The 16050-nt window shown below is 35.4% G+C and carries 12 protein-coding genes and 1 CRISPR repeat array (1 of these 13 running past the window's edge); of the genes, 2 read left to right on the forward strand and 10 right to left on the reverse strand.

Annotated features, from left to right (window positions below):
- Nucleotides 1-1026: direct repeats of the CRISPR family, unit length 29 nt; unit sequence AGGATCACCCCCACACACGTGGGGAACAC; it begins 1019 nt to the left of the window's first position.
- Nucleotides 1027-1055: 29 nt separating this feature from the next.
- Genes cas2e through cas3 form a run of 8 tightly spaced genes read right to left on the reverse strand, consistent with a single transcriptional unit; the run spans nucleotide 1056 to nucleotide 10419 of the window.
- Entirely contained in the window at nucleotides 1056-1952 is an 897-nt protein-coding gene (gene cas2e / locus ACYIAQ_RS03270) for a type I-E CRISPR-associated endoribonuclease Cas2e (protein ID WP_483562956.1), read from the reverse strand.
- Nucleotides 1949-2902, reverse strand: a complete 954-nt coding sequence (gene cas1e / locus ACYIAQ_RS03275; protein ID WP_483562955.1) for a type I-E CRISPR-associated endonuclease Cas1e — start codon at nucleotides 2900-2902, stop codon at nucleotides 1949-1951. The genes cas2e and cas1e overlap by 4 nt, the downstream gene beginning before the upstream one ends.
- Nucleotides 2895-3551, reverse strand: coding sequence for a type I-E CRISPR-associated protein Cas6/Cse3/CasE (gene cas6e / locus ACYIAQ_RS03280; RefSeq protein WP_483562954.1), 657 nt, complete (start codon nucleotides 3549-3551; stop codon nucleotides 2895-2897). Before cas6e ends, cas1e begins: the two co-directional genes overlap by 8 nt.
- Nucleotides 3552-3563: 12 nt before the next feature.
- A complete protein-coding gene (gene cas5e / locus ACYIAQ_RS03285) occupies nucleotides 3564-4262 on the reverse strand; it encodes a type I-E CRISPR-associated protein Cas5/CasD (RefSeq protein WP_483562953.1) in 699 nt (232 codons plus the stop codon).
- A complete protein-coding gene (cas7e, locus tag ACYIAQ_RS03290; protein ID WP_483562952.1) occupies nucleotides 4243-5352 on the reverse strand; it encodes a type I-E CRISPR-associated protein Cas7/Cse4/CasC in 1110 nt (369 codons plus the stop codon). Before cas7e ends, cas5e begins: the two co-directional genes overlap by 20 nt.
- A 5-nt stretch (nucleotides 5353-5357) precedes the next feature.
- On the reverse strand, nucleotides 5358-5957 hold the full coding sequence (gene casB / locus ACYIAQ_RS03295; RefSeq protein ID WP_483562951.1) for a type I-E CRISPR-associated protein Cse2/CasB: 600 nt from the start codon (nucleotides 5955-5957) through the stop codon (nucleotides 5358-5360).
- A gap of 9 nt (nucleotides 5958-5966) precedes the next feature.
- On the reverse strand, nucleotides 5967-7679 hold the full coding sequence (locus tag ACYIAQ_RS03300; protein WP_483562950.1) for a type I-E CRISPR-associated protein Cse1/CasA: 1713 nt from the start codon (nucleotides 7677-7679) through the stop codon (nucleotides 5967-5969).
- The gene (cas3, locus tag ACYIAQ_RS03305; RefSeq protein ID WP_483562949.1) at nucleotides 7672-10419 is read right to left on the reverse strand and encodes a CRISPR-associated helicase Cas3'; all 2748 of its coding nucleotides are present in this window, start codon (nucleotides 10417-10419) and stop codon (nucleotides 7672-7674) included. The genes ACYIAQ_RS03300 and cas3 overlap by 8 nt, the downstream gene beginning before the upstream one ends.
- Nucleotides 10420-10602: 183 nt before the next feature.
- On the opposite strand from cas3, the gene ACYIAQ_RS03310 reads away from it, so the two are divergent.
- Both ACYIAQ_RS03310 and ACYIAQ_RS03315 read left to right on the forward strand, forming a co-directional pair.
- Nucleotides 10603-10710: an IS3 family transposase gene (locus tag ACYIAQ_RS03310; protein WP_483562948.1), complete on the forward strand. Its 108-nt coding sequence runs from the start codon at nucleotides 10603-10605 to the stop codon at nucleotides 10708-10710.
- 957 nt (nucleotides 10711-11667) lie between these two features.
- A complete protein-coding gene (locus ACYIAQ_RS03315) occupies nucleotides 11668-13158 on the forward strand; it encodes an SLAP domain-containing protein (RefSeq protein ID WP_483562947.1) in 1491 nt (496 codons plus the stop codon).
- A 58-nt stretch (nucleotides 13159-13216) separates the two neighbouring features.
- Here the strand turns inward: ACYIAQ_RS03315 and ACYIAQ_RS03320 are convergent, their stop codons facing one another.
- Both ACYIAQ_RS03320 and ACYIAQ_RS03325 read right to left on the reverse strand, forming a co-directional pair.
- Nucleotides 13217-14965 (reverse strand): BspA family leucine-rich repeat surface protein, encoded by a 1749-nt coding sequence (locus ACYIAQ_RS03320; protein ID WP_483562946.1) that lies wholly within the window; start codon nucleotides 14963-14965, stop codon nucleotides 13217-13219.
- A gap of 47 nt (nucleotides 14966-15012) precedes the next feature.
- Nucleotides 15013-15930 (reverse strand): HNH endonuclease, encoded by a 918-nt coding sequence (locus tag ACYIAQ_RS03325; protein ID WP_483562945.1) that lies wholly within the window; start codon nucleotides 15928-15930, stop codon nucleotides 15013-15015.
- Nucleotides 15931-16050: the final 120 nt, after the last annotated feature.

Raw genomic sequence — 16050 nt, forward strand, 5'->3', positions numbered from 1 at the left:
AACCCACCACCGATACAGTAAGGATCACCCCCACACACGTGGGGAACACTAGGAATTTGCAAATTAATAATCGAATTAAATAGGATCACCCCCACACACGTGGGGAACACGAAAACATTGAAGATGTGACGTTTGTCCATGCAGGATCACCCCCACACACGTGGGGAACACCACATGTTTAATCCTCTTTAAAGTTGCTTCTTCAGGATCACCCCCACACACGTGGGGAACACCTTTTCCAACGAAATATGGTTCGTCATCTATCGGGATCACCCCCACACACGTGGGGAACACTGGATGTAGCTAAGAAAGAAATTAATGCGTTTGGGATCACCCCCACACACGTGGGGAACACGATTTTTGAATCATTCTGGCAACCACATCACAAGGATCACCCCCACACACGTGGGGAACACGATGAAAACTCGCCTAATTTCGCTACCGGTTCAGGATCACCCCCACACACGTGGGGAACACTTGTTTGTGATTGGTGTAATAGTTTTTGATTAAGGATCACCCCCACACACGTGGGGAACACCCTATATTTTGGCGGATATTAATTATAAGTTTGGGATCACCCCCACACACGTGGGGAACACTTTATCGGGTACCAATCATCACCGTTAACTGTAGGATCACCCCCACACACGTGGGGAACACTAGATGCTTGGCTATTATAGGCTCCGACAGTCAGGATCACCCCCACACACGTGGGGAACACGTAATAGTGGGACTTAGCAGATTTATTCTTTTTGGATCACCCCCACACACGTGGGGAACACCTTGACTTGTTTAGATAATTATCTTATATTTAAGGATCACCCCCACACACGTGGGGAACACTTTTGCCGGTCTTATCCCCATTGACATAATTAAGGATCACCCCCACACACGTGGGGAACACTATGGTGTTTCTATTCATTAACTGTCCTTTCTAGGATCACCCCCACACACGTGGGGAACACTCACTGATACCATTACCAATTGTTTTGGCACCAGGATCACCCCCACACACGTGGGGAACACAGTAAAAGATCCTTGTTATACCTTTATTTTTAAATTTTAATTTTTCCGTTTTCCATTAGTTTGTATAACAACTGCAATGTAGCCTTAGCATCAGATAATGCATTATGTGGTTTTAAATTCCTAATATTATAAAAATCTAAAATAGTCGCCAAACGATAATTATCAATAAATTTTTCCACTTTTTTAACTACAGGTAATAAATCTAAAGTTTTATTATCCGGTTCTTTTAAATTTGCAAATCTATAGCTGTACATGAGAAAGGATAGATCAAACTGTAAATTATAGCCAATAATCGTGGCAGAATTAACAAACTCAGTTAGTTCTCTAAGAGCTTGATCTAAAGTAACCCCATCTTCTTTTAATAATTTTGCTGTTATACCGGTTAATTTGGTTATTGCCTTAGGAACTACAGTATCAACTTTAATTAATCTATAAAAATTATTACACTCTTTATCATTAATTTGTTTAACTGCCCCAATAGAAATAATTTGATCTTTACCGGGGATTAGACCTGTTGTTTCAATATCAAGCGAAACAATTTGCTTATTGTCTTTAGTTACTCTCCGCTTTTCAAGCTTTTGTGTTGCCATTCTAGCACGATGAAATTTAGCTGCATTGCTAAACCCATGTTTTTCAAAACCTGATACAGCAGTAGAATTAATATGCATCATTAATGGAATGCCATCAAAATCAACAACTTTATACGTCTTTCGTGTTGTCTTAATCTGATACCCTAATTCATTATTTGTATTATAAACCATTGTAGCTTCGCCATTGCCTATATTTTTAACCACTCTGTCCCATAACAAATCACGAATCCTTGCACTCAAATTACCAACATAAACTCCAGTTTGAATTTCTTGATACCACTTAGTTAAATCTCCTCTCAAAGATGCTGGTACTTTGGTTAAAGTAATCACTATCATATGTCATCTTCCTGATCTTGTTCATGATATTGAACACCAAATTTTTGTAAGCCTAATTTGTCATCCCAAAGATTTATAACATCAATATCATTAATCTCATCAGTTACATTCAAAAGATTCTGTAAATCTTTTACCATTCTTACCAGTAACTTACCATCTGTAAATGCATCCCGCATTGCCAACCTTGTTTTTGCAGCAATATCTTTATCATTGCCATATTTTGCTGTAACTTTAAACGCAACGGGAATTGAAAACTCAGCCTTGTACAGATCAGCAAAGTCATACACAAATGCTAAATCATGTCCCGTATGCACAAAACCTAAACCAGCAGAAGCACCCATTGCTACAATAACACTATAGCTTAAACCATATAAAGCCTGGTGCGCTTCTGTTAAAGCTTTATTAATCGGTGTCCCTGCTTCAAAATTATCGGGATTATATTCTCTTCTGGTCCACAAAACTCCCGTTGCCTGGGACTGCTCACGATAAATTTTTCGCACTCTACTTCCTTCTTTACCTCGCAATTCCTGCATCGTTAATCCTGACACGTCTTCATTAGGAAAACGCATTTGATACATTTTTCGAGCTACTGCAACTCTTGATCGTGTATTAGAAACTAATTTTGCTTGTGCTTCAAGAAGTCTTGATGAATGATTCAAAGAACGGCCGTGAGCATATTGTCTTACACCTCGTTCTCCTACCCAAACAACAGCCATGCCAGCAGTACCAATTAATTCCATGGCCCGATGAGTCACGTCTACCCCAGGTCCGAGCATTAAGACACTCACAATTGCTGCCGGAACAAAAGCTGTTCCGCGACTATCAGTTATCATGAGTGCACTATCCTGCCGATTCAGCTTTGCATGTTCAAAATAAAGAAAAGTTAACCGATCCTTAACTCTCGCTAGCTCAGATAAATCAGGTTTTCTGGCACCAAACTTTTCAGTCATTATTTATCCTTGGTATCACTGTCATCAAACCCATTCCAAATGCTTTTTCACGGCCAATACCATTTATTAATGCTTGTTTAAATTGATCAGCATCATCTACACGTAAAATACCTTCAAAAGTTACTCTGCTAAGTCGCAGTCTGCGGCCTCTTTTATAAGATAATAACGGCCAATCACGACTAACAATATCAAAAGCCGATTTATTAGCTGTAGTTTCTAATTGAAAGCCCAATTTTTGAGAACGGTCAATTAACCATTTTCGTTGGTAATCTACCGTAATATGCGGAACAACTCGTCCCTGCTTTACACCTGGTTGAAACACAGTATGAGTAGGATTAGCCGTTAATCTAAATTGCAGTAGTTGTCCCTGTTTTATGCTATTAAGTAGTCGATCATAGCTCTTAGTAATGACTGTATTAGCAACACCATAGCGTAAAAGTTGTCGTTTGTCAGGCATATTTTCACTTAATAATAATAGGTACTTTTTGCCTTGTAGCTGATCAATTCGCCATAAATGCCGTAATTTTTTGCCATTGTTAATTTCATCAGGAAAACTTTGCTCTACCCAATTGTGAAAAGCAGAAAGTTGCGTTAAATCTTTCGTTTTTTGCCGATTAGCAACATCAATTTCAACTCTTGATAAATACATTTCTGCTCCTTTCTATAATGGCGACATCGCATCATGCTGCGTATTTTGCTTAAAAAGCGGATTAAGTAATTCAACCTGTGTTGTGGCAATAAGGCGTGCCTTATACTGGCGTGCTTTTGAATCAAATGAAATTACGTGATCCTTGATCAAACCTGTTCTATTAGTAGAAAGCAAATTAGCATCAGCAACTAATTGAATTTTTACCAATTTATCAGCACTATGTCTTCTTTGATACCAATTAGAAGCCTGCCAAGGTAGAATTTTCAAGATAGAAACTGGATCCTTATCAGGAAATTCGGTCATATGCAATACTCCGGCTGGTATATTGGAACGACGTCCTAAAAATAATGCATAATGGGGATGTGTCAAGGCATATTTAATTTGATCAATATAGTTTGGTTCTCCACCAATTGCCACAACAAAAACAGCATCCTGAAGATATTCGCGATAGGTGATTTTTCGTGTATCAGTTTTCCATTCAACGGTTTGAAAATCCGTTAACATTTTACCTGGCTGATCAATTCTGACAGCAAACTGTAACTTATTTAATTCTTGAATTCGCTTATCATTACGACTATATCCTAAAGCTGCCGCAATCATTCCAATTATTGCACTTTTTGACGGATAATCACCCGATGTTCGTCTATCAAAAGTTGCTTCATTGCCATAAGATTGCAATGGTGCCGTTAATCTAATTGTTAATGTTTTCATCTGCTATTGCCTTTGTTAAAGCGGTAGTAATCTGATCAATTAATTCGGTCAACTTACCAACTTGGTTGAATTGTTTATCTTCCGCTAATCCAACTTGTGATAATGTAATATTAAATAGAGGTTCTTCAACTAGTTTGTTAGCAGATTGATAGGCTTGTTGCAATTTTTCAATTGACTTTTTGACATAACCATTCTTAGTAGTTACAGGTTCTTCAAATGCAGATACTAAATTCACCGGTGTATCAGTACGCAAAGTCAGCATAATATAATTTGGCAATGTCTTGTTAGCAAAGGTATTTTGCTTTCCCGTTGGCATTGACAAAATAAAGGCTTTAATAAATGCTATGATACTTTCAAGAGCATCTTTTTGGTCAAGATTCTTAATTAGGTCTTTAACATTAATGTTGGCATAGCGGTACAAAGTAGCCGAATCATATTCAATCGTCCCCAGCATTGCAGCACCATTTGTATCATCTGCTTGTAAGTCATCAAGTGCAGTAAAGTAATCATATTCTGGCATAATTTCATGAGTTGAGATTACATGGGCTACTTGTGCTGATGCATCAACATTTAGCTCCGGATTGTCTGCAACCATGCGACCAAACAAGGCTAAATCTAATGAATTATCTTCCTTGAAAATCTGCTTGATTGCTTTTTTATCATCTTTATTGTCAATTTTATCATGATTAAGGGCATATTCTGCTAATTTATTAATTTGTCCCGGACTAACAAATAACAAAGCACCAGTTGCCATTTTACCGGTATCTTTATCTTTTTTAACTTTAATACCAGCAGCAGTCAAAATAGCAACAGCTTTATCCATAGCCGTTTTTTCATCTAAAGTATTGTCTAGTATTTGTATTTGCTTTGCTAGATATACAGCAATTTCTTTGGTTCTTGTCCCGACTGTGACCTTTTCTTTTTTAAAGTAATTGCGCATCGCTCTTTTCCAGCTTTGTGAAGAGACACGTGCACGTGTAACCCCACCATAAAACGCCGTTTTAGGTGCACCGGTATCATCACGGTTAATATTTGATGATGGTACTGTCTGTAATACATTTAAATCCATATAGATATTATTTTCTTCCATTTTAATTATTTCCCTTCACTTAAATTTTTATTATTTTGGCCAAAATATTCTTCGCCCCATGCTAGTCTGACCTCATTAGCACAATGATAATTCCATTGAAATTTATATAAATCTTGCGCCAGCAAGGGAAAATCAATCTCTAATGTATTATTATCACTACTCTTTAGTATTTCTACTAGATGAACTAAAGAATTCAATACGCTATCAATATTTGTTGTCGCCAGCAGCACTTGTACACGCCGATCTAATGCTTGCTGTATTTTTTCGTCTTTTCTCAATCTGGCAAGCGCCGTAAAGAAGCTAACACCAGCCAGTAAGTTTTCTTCGTTTACTGAAACAAACTTATTTTGACCCTGTTGAAAAATCGCATAAAAACGTATAGCAGCATAAACAGCAACTTCACCTGCTGTTGGTTTGCCATTTTTACTCAAACATTCATAGGGTAAATAATCCATTATGATTGGCCAGGCCTTTTGTGCCTTAGGACTAGTAAGCTTAGAAGCACCCCTTAATGCCGCTAAAGTTGCTTTATCAAGATTACCGTTATTATAAAGCCGTTTAATAATTTTATTAGTACTTTTTTTAATTTTATAATCATCTGCCATAAATCGTTTCTACCTACCTTTCTTTAAATCTAGATTCACACTATATTTAAATTGATCCATGAGTATGAAAATATTTTGTAACCCATGTTCGGTAATGATACCTTTGATATCTCGAGATGAACTAGTATCAACTACTTTTTGCCCTTCATTAAAAGCGTAATTGCGTAATTGGTTTTGCCAAGCAATTATTTTCGGGTCACGTTCGTCTTCATCAGTTAAATTTGCCAGCCAATGTTTAAATGGTTCATTCAAACCATAATAAAATTGTGCACTTAATTGGTTAGCAAATCCTGTAAGACTATCTTTTTGAAATCCGCGCATTTTACCAAGATTACGGGCAAATATCCAAAAATCCTGCCCAATTTTCTGGGTAAGATCAATTACTTGTTCGATCCTTGCCGGCCAATAGTAAACGTTATTTGTATCAAATAAAACACCGATATCAATACTCATATCATCATAAAGCTCTGTAGTTGGCGACTGCGATGTTGCATTGCCATCATCAATTAAATCGATTGATACTAAAGTTAGCAATCTATTGCGGGTAATTAGTTGATTTTCTTTAAGTAGCCGCAACCACTTAATAACGCCGGGTTCTTGGGTATCATTTACCAGCTGAACATTGACATAATTACTAAAATTACGCCACATTGACTTGCTTAAGGTCTTTAAGCTTCTAACTGCTGGTCGATATTTACCCGTTTTGTCGTCTTGACGCCAGACAGTCATTGGTTCAATAAAAGCATTGGTACTTTCAATTTTGGGTAATCCTGCACTAAAAATTGTTGCTTGACCATCTTCACTCCATTCAAGATGCAAAACTCGCGCCCAATCCGTATAAAGTTCAGCAAGATTATTTGGAAGATTTGCTTTTTGTCGCTGTAATATATAAGCTTGGGTACTAGCAAATTCCCAAACAGGTCTTTCTAAAGCAAATTTTTGCTCACCTTGATTATACAGAACCAAGTTAAGCATTAATGTCTCAAAAACAGTTTTACCGCTAACCAAAACTGGATTTAACTTATAAAGCCAACCGGGAGAAACAGAAAATTTTTCACTAGCATTAATTTTAGTTTTATCAGTTACGCCAGTGTAGTTTTGATAGGTAATGAGCCACCGAACCAATTCATCAATTGCTATTTCATTTTTATATTCCCCCGCCTTAGCTGAAAACAAAGCAGGTGAATGATTACTTTCAGAAATTCGTCGATTAATTTGCTTAATTGCCACTACACCTGTGCCTTTAGCCACTGCCTTATTTGCTGGCACTAAACTGTCATACTCCTCTTTAGTCGCTTGATAAAAAGGATGTTTACCAAAAAAGTCAAACCGATCTGAATAGCCTTTTAAGTACTCAATTACCAAATCAGAAAATTGTCCTTTTTGGTATAATTCTTTCCAAGTTGTTAATGTATCTTCCTCTATTTCCTCTTCGTCATAATCTTCATCAAATTTAGCGTCAGAGCCAAGTTGATCAGTACCTTTGATTAACCAGTCATATAGCTGGCCAGCTGCATCAAAGCGTGAATAAACTGTTGTTAAAATTGCTAATAATAAGCGCATAATTGCTAAATCTTGGACACGCATCTCTCCTGCTAATTGTCGATATTGATGTGCATTTTTAAATAAGTCTATTAACGAAACCTTTAATTCTTGATTGGTATCATTAACAATCACTTTAATCCAAGGATCAGTAGTCAAATTAAATTTTCTTTCAATCATGGTCATCCTCCCTTGTATAACTTAACCCCAACTTTTTAGAATACTGTATATTCCACTTACCAACCTTAGCCGACAGCTTATCATTTAATGGGAGTACTAATGATCCATTTAACCAAACACTGTTGTTCCAATTATCATGATAAGACTTGGTTCTATTCTCAAGTTCATTAATTATTTGCTCAGTTTCTTTCGGATATGTAGTTAAGGCTGCTGATAATTTGATTACTTGCTCAGCAATTTCATAATCTGGCACTGTATCTAACTTACGCCCATCTAATAGGAAATCGCCCTGAGAGGTATGTTTAATTAAGACTACCTCAATTGTTTCTTGGATATCACGCACGGCAGCGTTTGCCTTTTGCTCATTTTTATCAAGGTTTGCCTGTTTACGATCAAGCCAACCATGAATTCCGTTAAGCGCTTTTTTTCTAGGATTACCAATTTGAAATTTTTTTGCGGCTTCTTTTTCAGTTTTAATATAATGTTCAAAATCGGCTTTATGTTTTTGAATTCCGTTGATTTCAGAATCTGTTTCAGCGTCATAAACTTTTTGGACAAGATCAGATATATCATTAGGTAAAGTAATCTGGTTCTTTAAAAAATAATCAGTCTTCATCAATAAATACTGCTGATAGATACTTTGATTAGCAGCACCGTAATCACCCCAATGATTAATTTCCATTACAAATAACTGTGGCGTTTCTAGTAACTTTGGACGTTTAATGTTGTGCCGGTGCAACCGTCCTGCACGTTGCAAAAGTAAGTCCATCGGTGCGATATCGGTATAAAGAACATCAAAGTCAATATCAAGTGATTGCTCCAGCACTTGCGTTCCGATTACAACCAATTTTTTAGGGCGCACAGCATTTTTCCCAATTGTTTGTTGCAATCTTTCTTCCTGCTTGCCCCGCTCGGTCGCTAAAAATGCAGAATGAAGCACGAAGTATTTGGTTCCCTTTTGCTCCAATACTTTAGCAAGTGCTTGCGCCCGCTTAACCGTATTTACAATTATTCCGGCAACCCCGCCGCCGTTTATTTTATCTAGAACATGTTCAATCAGTTCTTCATCAGCTAAATTAAGTCTGGTCACCTGCAATTTTTGCTGCTTCTGATCACTTTGCCCGGGAAAATCAGAAAATTGCTTTAATTGCCCATTATCTAAAATGCTGAGCAGCGGATAAGCTTGCGTTTTTTCCCAATCGGCTGGCCCTTTAAAATTACGCTTATATTTTGTACCATACTTTCCGCCTAAATAGGCTTTAATTAATTCTTGTCTTTTTTCGTGCGGTAGCGTTGCCGACAAAATCACCAGTGGTACATGATAAGCCCCCAGCCAAGTAATCGCCTTAAGTAAATACTGGCTCATATAAGTATCATAAGCATGGACTTCATCAATAATCACTACTTTACCGCTAAAACCCAGATGCTTTAAGAAAAGGTGGCGCTGCTTTAGCGCCATTGACAGCAAGTTATCAATTGTTCCAACTGTAAACTTAGTTAAAATTGATTTTTTTCCTGAAAACCACAAATTAATTGTTACAGCGCCCGCTGTATTAACATTTTCCGCATCCGGCAATTGTCTATACGCTTTATTAAATTGTGCCTTACTATGCATTAATTTAATCGGAAAATTTTCTTTTTGTTTTTCAGCTAATTTTTCTATCCATTGATCAACCCGGTTGAACATAGCATTACTTGTTGCTTGTGTCGGCAAGCCGATAAAGACTCCATCTTCTTTACAAAGATAGGCTAACTGTTCCGCCGCCACTAAAGCAAGTTCTGTTTTACCCAAACCCATTGGAGCTTCAATGATGATCATTTCTGGATCTATAGTTTCACCAATTGCTTTTGTTGCTACTTTTTGGACAGGACGTGCGTTAAACCCCCAGCGTTCTTGATATGGATCCGTCATTTTATTTATTTTTTGCGGTTGCCATGTACCATTTAATAACCAATTTTGCATTGCCTTCGTAAAACGCCGCTCCATATCTAAATCAGCCCATGATTGTTCAAGACTGATTAGGGGAAAGAGTTCCTTCTCATTTCTGGTATATTCACTTGAAGCTAACCAATCGGCTGTAATAAGCAAGCCCTCTAAAATAACTGCTTCTGGCTGAGTAATCGTAGGAATCTCGCTAACATCACTGTAACCTGAACTTACTAAAGCACAATCAAATAACTCTCGTTGTACCTGCTTCCACGGCTGTTTCAAATTTTCATCTTGATCGCTTTGATAATAATTTGTCTTACAACTCATCAAATTATCAATTGGAGAAATTGATTCAGGTATTCCATGATGACCGCCAATTAAGGCGGCAACAGTGTCAGGAACTTGAAACTTCAGTAAAATGGCTTCTCCAGCCCTATTATGAGGTGACATGTTGCGTGAAGACAATTCCAACTGATCCAATTTGGAAAAACCACTTCTAATTAAATTTTCGATTAAATCGTTATCTAAAGTCTGAGCTCGATTATATGATTCTTTAGTTTGAAAAGCCGGTGTAGCCTTGCCAATGTCATGAACAAAGCCTAAAAACTTAATTAATTTATGGATTTCTTCATCAGATATGTTCTGTGTCAAAAATTCTTGTTGTCCTTGACTAAGCCATTGATTATAGAGAAAATTAATAACCTTTTGCGTATCAGTTAAATGGGCAACTAAGGGTAACCACAATGGTTGACCATCTTCAACCTTCTTCTTGCCCCATAAAGATAAACACAGCTTAGATAGCTTTTTCATTTCACTTAATCCATTTCTTATTTTTAATCATTACACTTTTTTGTATAAAACATATAGTATGATATGCATATCAGCATAAAATAATTTTATTATTAATCAGAAAGCGTTGTCAATGTTATTTACAACATAAATATTAATTTGCCTTATTTCATAAGTAATCCCATTAAAAAAATTAATAATATTATGAAAAAAGCAATAAGAAAATACAGCAACTTTTACAACAGCGAAAGACTCAATGGGAACTTAAAAGGACTGACCTCGATTGCATATCGGAAATCAGTCCTAAATTAAAATTTAATAATTGATCCTAATTTTGGTGTCCATATCATTTAGGAGCAATGACCTTCTGTCTTTTTAAATTTCATTAGCTCTGCAACAAAAAAATAAAAGTGTTGTATTAGCAGTTGAATTAACTGATCAAAAAATCGTTAGCCAAGAATTAGAACACCAAAGCAAGCAAATACTCAAAAATACTTGGTCTAAAGTTGTAGATCACATTGGGCAACATTTCCACCAACAATAACCTAACTTAAGTCACTTTGAACACCACTAAGTTCACACTAATTTTCAAACACTTAAACATTACGCTTCGATGCTTTCAAAAGCTGAATATATCAATTATATCTAAATATAACCAGGATATGAATTTGAATCGTTAAACCCCACCCTTATTAGCATTCTAAGCTACGTCCAACTTAATTCCTCGGTTATTTCTTGACTTGCTCCTCCAAGGCCACATCTATTCCTGTAATACTAAGCTTAATCACTACTGCCAAGTCTCTCCAGTGGCACAACACTACCCCCATAAAGGAAAATAACATAACCACTTTTACGATTGTTGGTTATCAAATCTGATCAAAAAGATCAGTATACATTTTAAAGTTTTTATCTGTAGTAAAAATAAAGAGTAAATAATTTTTTTATAATAAAACGATTAGACACATTAGAACAATCATATCATGAACAACCCCCCTAACAAGGACCAAAAAATTGCCCGTTTGCATGATACACTTGATCATACTCAAAAGTTACTGAATCAATCACAGCAATTACATAATGGCCAAGATAAAAGTTGATGAGCTTAAAAAATTTCTGATACTTCTAACAAAAAAGATCACCAGAAAACCTAGTGGTCAAAGTTATTCCTACAGATGATATAATATTTTCAAACTTGTTTATTTATGCATTAAATATACTATAATACAATTAAATACATCAATTTAATTATCAGTTGAAAAGAGGTTACTAATGAAAATTACGAAAAAATTTAGTATTGGATTTTCTGTCGTTGCTCTGATTGCAAGTCACTTTTTAGTAAATATTAATCAACCACAATCCATACAAGCAGCAAAACAAGTATCTAAAGGGAAAATCACTTTTATCAAAAATGATTATCTTTATGACAAATTTGGCCATAAAATTAAAGTCAAAAGGAATACATCACCTGATCCCTTTACTACCGATCATCAAGGTTACAAAATAATTTATACCTATGAAGATTCAGACTTTAGTTACTATGCAATAAACAAAATTAACGGTCAAAAATATTATGATCTTGGCGGTGGTAATTACGTAAATGCCGCAGTTGTTAAGGACGTCAACCAAAAAGATACTAAAAAAGGTAAGCTTGTATTGGCAAACAAGTCATTAATTTATACTGCCAAGGGTAAACCTACCGGACAAAGTCTTGCGCAAAATGCAATTGTTACTTATTATGGCAAAGTCAGACCAACCACAACGATGCCTAAATATTTCTTTTATGATGAAGATCTTAATAAGCAAAAACAAATATTTTATTTACCGACTAAAACGATTAATAATAAGCAATATTATGCTTTAGGACAAAATCGTTATCTTCGTGCAGATAATATTGCTAGTATCGATGGTCATATTGCTCGGTATAACGGGGTTAGCTCAGCGACTCTCCTTGCGACAGCCAAAACAAGTACGCTTTCTCAACATCAAACCAATCATCTCCTTAAAAAAGGACAAAAAATCAAAATTGATCTTGCTGTTATTCCTCGCTATTTAGACGGCTTTGAGGGATATATCTATCGGCTACACGATTATCCCGACGAATACATTGATGAAGCAGATATTACTTTTAGAAATGACTTACCAATTATTGACTATACAGCATTAGCTTTTAATCCCGTTACCCCAGTAACAGGAAATTCAATTGAGCTTTTTGATTTTACTGGTAATCCTAGTGGTATAAGCATTCAAACTACAAAAAATAACTCAATTTTAATAGATGGTCTCTTTTATCTCTGGCTACCTAATGATCACAAAGCTACATTATTTTACCATTTCCTTAACTATGACAATCCCAAATTAATTAATGACCAAACACAACAACCACTGAAACAGAATGATTTACCAAATAATGTAGCAACGGCTAACTATAGTAACTATTTTATCAAAGCCAGTGACGTTAAATTTAATAACCAAAATAAACTACAAATTCAAAACACGGAACAGCAAGCTCAAAATGATCAAGTTATTGCAACCAACGCTGATAAAAGTGAGCTACAAAAATTATTTATGAGTTTTGAAAATACTAATAAGGTAATTACCCAATATAGTGATTTAAAAGCTAATTATCGTAATGCTTTAACTAATGCTTCCCAAGTTTTACGTTCAAACAAGGCAACAATTGCCCAAGTTAATGAAGCAACTTGGCTGTTAGAAACTACCAGCAAGCAATTAATTTCATTGGATTTCCCATTAGGTGATTAGGATTACTTAAATAACAAAAATAGGTTAACTTCTAATAAGTTAACCTATTTTTCTTTAATTATTTAATTCCTAGGTGTTTAGCAAAACTTGGTTTTTTACCGTTATACATCACATAGATTGCCACTGGACTTTTTTTAGCCGAATGATTATACAACCTAAAGAGTTGCTCTGCTGTATATTTTTTCCCCTGAGGATGATTAAGCTTTCCATTACCTACCGCTTGAATATGCTTAAAACTTTGCCCCACGCCTGAACTCTTACGCAAACGATAATGACCCAATTTAACTGCAAAGCCATTTGGATTCCCTGCATGATCTAAAATGCTACTATTATGGATGTTAAAGTGACTCAAATCAATACCAGCTAACTTATAGTCATACTGAAACATTAGTGTAGAGTCATTTAATTTGGGAGTATGAAAACCACTGAGATCAACGTAAACTAACTGTGGACAATGCCTAAACATGCTGCTCATTGTGGTTACCTTTTGGGTATTCCATCCTCTTAAATTTACACTTTCAAGCTTAGAATCATATTCAAATAAATCATCCATGATTTTGACTTGATTTGTCTTAAAGTTGTGCAAATCTAAGTCAACCAGATTTGTATCTTTTCTAAACATTGCCTGCATATTAGTTAATCTACTAGTATCAAAATTGCGTAGATCTAAGCTAGTTAACGCCACATCAGCTTCAAACATATAATGCATATCAGTAACTTTAGACGTATCTAAGCCGCTGAGATTTAAGTGATTCAAAGCGGTATCATTTGTAAACATATAGGACATATCAGTAACATTAGATGTATCTAAATGGTTTAGGTCAAGGCTAGTTAAGTTTGTATTATATAAAAACATCCCTGACATGTTAGTAACGTGACTAGTATCAAGGTGGCTCAAATCAAGACTATTTACGCGAGAACGTGCAAACATTTCGCACATATTAGTCACATGACTAGTATCAAGATTGTTTAAAACAATCTGTGCATATTTGGTAGCAGCAAATAATTCCGACATATCAGTTACTTTACTAGTATTAAAGTGACTTAAAGTGAATTTTTCACCTAAAGCTCCGGTGCCTTGAAACATACTTCTCATACTTGTTAAGCTTTTAGTATCAAAATGGCTTAAATCAAGATTAGTAATTTTACTATAGGCAAACATATTGCTCATATTTGTTACATTTCTGGTATCTAAATGACTCAAGTCAAGATCAGTAATTCCACTATAGGCAAACATATTGCTCATATTTGTTACATTTCTGGTATCCAAATGACTTAGATCAAGATTATTCAGTCTTCTAGTTTGAAGAAACATACCAGACATATCTGTAACATTTTTGGTATCAAAATGACTCAAGTCAAGACTAGTTAAATTTAGATCATTACCAAAAAGACTTGCCATATTGTTTGTCGCATTTGTATCCACTTTATTTAATCCGCTAATGGCCTTTAGACTAGTTAAATTAGCAAATTTGTTTTCCGCATTAGCAGGTAACTTTATCTGACCGTCAAAATTAAGATACTCAATTTCATCTGCCCACGACAACTCTTTTGTAAGAGGAACAGATGATAATTGACCATTTTCAATAGTCAATGTTTTGGTAACTACATCATAATTCCAGTTGCAGTCACCATCTTTTCCAGTCCAAATTCCCAATTCTAACCTCGGATTACTTGCTACTGTTTCTAATTTTTTGGCTGATACTTGAACAGTTGCAACAGATTCCACGATACTACCTAATAAAGCAAAAATTATTCCTAAATTAACTAGTTTTGAAAAATGACCTCTTATCTTTTTAATTTTCATTATTATACCTTCTTTCTTATGTTTTAATTATAAGCTTATTTGATCACTTAAATGATATCCTCTTTAGAATTCTCCTGTAATAACTTCCAGCCAGTATTAAAGTGTTGCTCACGCAATTTTCGCAATTCATCATAATCACTACTTAAACTATCAATAGCATCCTGCAATTTTTTATTTTGCTTACGCATTTGAGTTAATTCCGGATCATCAACAACACCTTTAAGATGCATTGTTGCCGCTATGCTGCGCCGCTTTTGCTCAAATTCACTCCTAAGGGTTGCTAAAGAATTTTCATATTTAACCAGTTTTTGATTAAGTTGCGAGATTTGAGCATTCAATTTGATAAAGAGCTTATAAGGCATGTTAGATTTAATCCGATTGCATTCCTGACAAGACAAGATTAAATTGTCAAAATCATTATTATGTGATAAAGATACCGGATCCTTATGGTCCACGCTGCGCCCTCGCCGGCCACAATATTGACAGCGGTAATGGTATTTAGCCCGTATACGTTCACGATCAATAAAGTCAACTTCATTTAATTTGAAATCAACTTTTAATCCTAATTTATTTAAATTTTCAGCAAAAGTAAGATTTAATTGTGGAATAAATTCAGTTTTTCCTACCTCACTATCGATGACAGCTTGATTAAACTCTTGCCGGCTAAGTTGTTGCTGTGCCAGTTCATTACCATCATAATCTTGAATAAAAGACTCGTAGCGCTTACGTTCATCTTTTGAATGAACTAAAAATTTCAGTTCTTGATCCTCATTATTTTGGCCCACAAATGTATATAGCAAAGCTTGCGCAAAAATCGCAACTGTCGTATTACCAAAATCTTCGGCTTTTCCTCCACGTTGAAGGCATTGATCACAAATACTAGTTAATTTTGGGTTCATTAGTCCTTGGTGTTTAAAATGATTGGAATTAAGTCGAAGACCGCATGCGCTACATTGAAATTTCACTTTAAGATATCTCCTTTAAGGCAAATATTGTCATTAATCTTAGCTTCATTTTAACCAACTTGTGTCCATAAAAAAAGGTGGATTACATATGTAATCCACCTTTTATTTTAATTAGCGCAA

It is taken from the genome of Lactobacillus sp. X-49, assembly GCF_057063645.1.

Excerpts from the sequence above, each read along its gene's own strand:
- ACYIAQ_RS03320 (WP_483562946.1), bottom strand. The coding sequence starts at position 14,965 with ATGAAAATTAAAAAGATAAGAGGTCATTTTTCAAAACTAGTTAATTTA.
- ACYIAQ_RS03300 (WP_483562950.1), bottom strand. The coding sequence starts at position 7,679 with ATGATTGAAAGAAAATTTAATTTGACTACTGATCCTTGGATTAAAGTG.
- cas1e (WP_483562955.1), bottom strand. The coding sequence starts at position 2,902 with ATGACTGAAAAGTTTGGTGCCAGAAAACCTGATTTATCTGAGCTAGCG.
- cas7e (WP_483562952.1), bottom strand. The coding sequence starts at position 5,352 with ATGGAAGAAAATAATATCTATATGGATTTAAATGTATTACAGACAGTA.
- casB (WP_483562951.1), bottom strand. The coding sequence starts at position 5,957 with ATGGCAGATGATTATAAAATTAAAAAAAGTACTAATAAAATTATTAAA.
- cas3 (WP_483562949.1), bottom strand. The coding sequence starts at position 10,419 with ATGAAAAAGCTATCTAAGCTGTGTTTATCTTTATGGGGCAAGAAGAAG.
- cas2e (WP_483562956.1), bottom strand. The coding sequence starts at position 1,952 with ATGATAGTGATTACTTTAACCAAAGTACCAGCATCTTTGAGAGGAGAT.
- ACYIAQ_RS03315 (WP_483562947.1), top strand. The coding sequence starts at position 11,668 with ATGAAAATTACGAAAAAATTTAGTATTGGATTTTCTGTCGTTGCTCTG.
- ACYIAQ_RS03310 (WP_483562948.1), top strand. The coding sequence starts at position 10,603 with ATGAAAAAAGCAATAAGAAAATACAGCAACTTTTACAACAGCGAAAGA.
- cas6e (WP_483562954.1), bottom strand. The coding sequence starts at position 3,551 with ATGTATTTATCAAGAGTTGAAATTGATGTTGCTAATCGGCAAAAAACG.
- cas5e (WP_483562953.1), bottom strand. The coding sequence starts at position 4,262 with ATGAAAACATTAACAATTAGATTAACGGCACCATTGCAATCTTATGGC.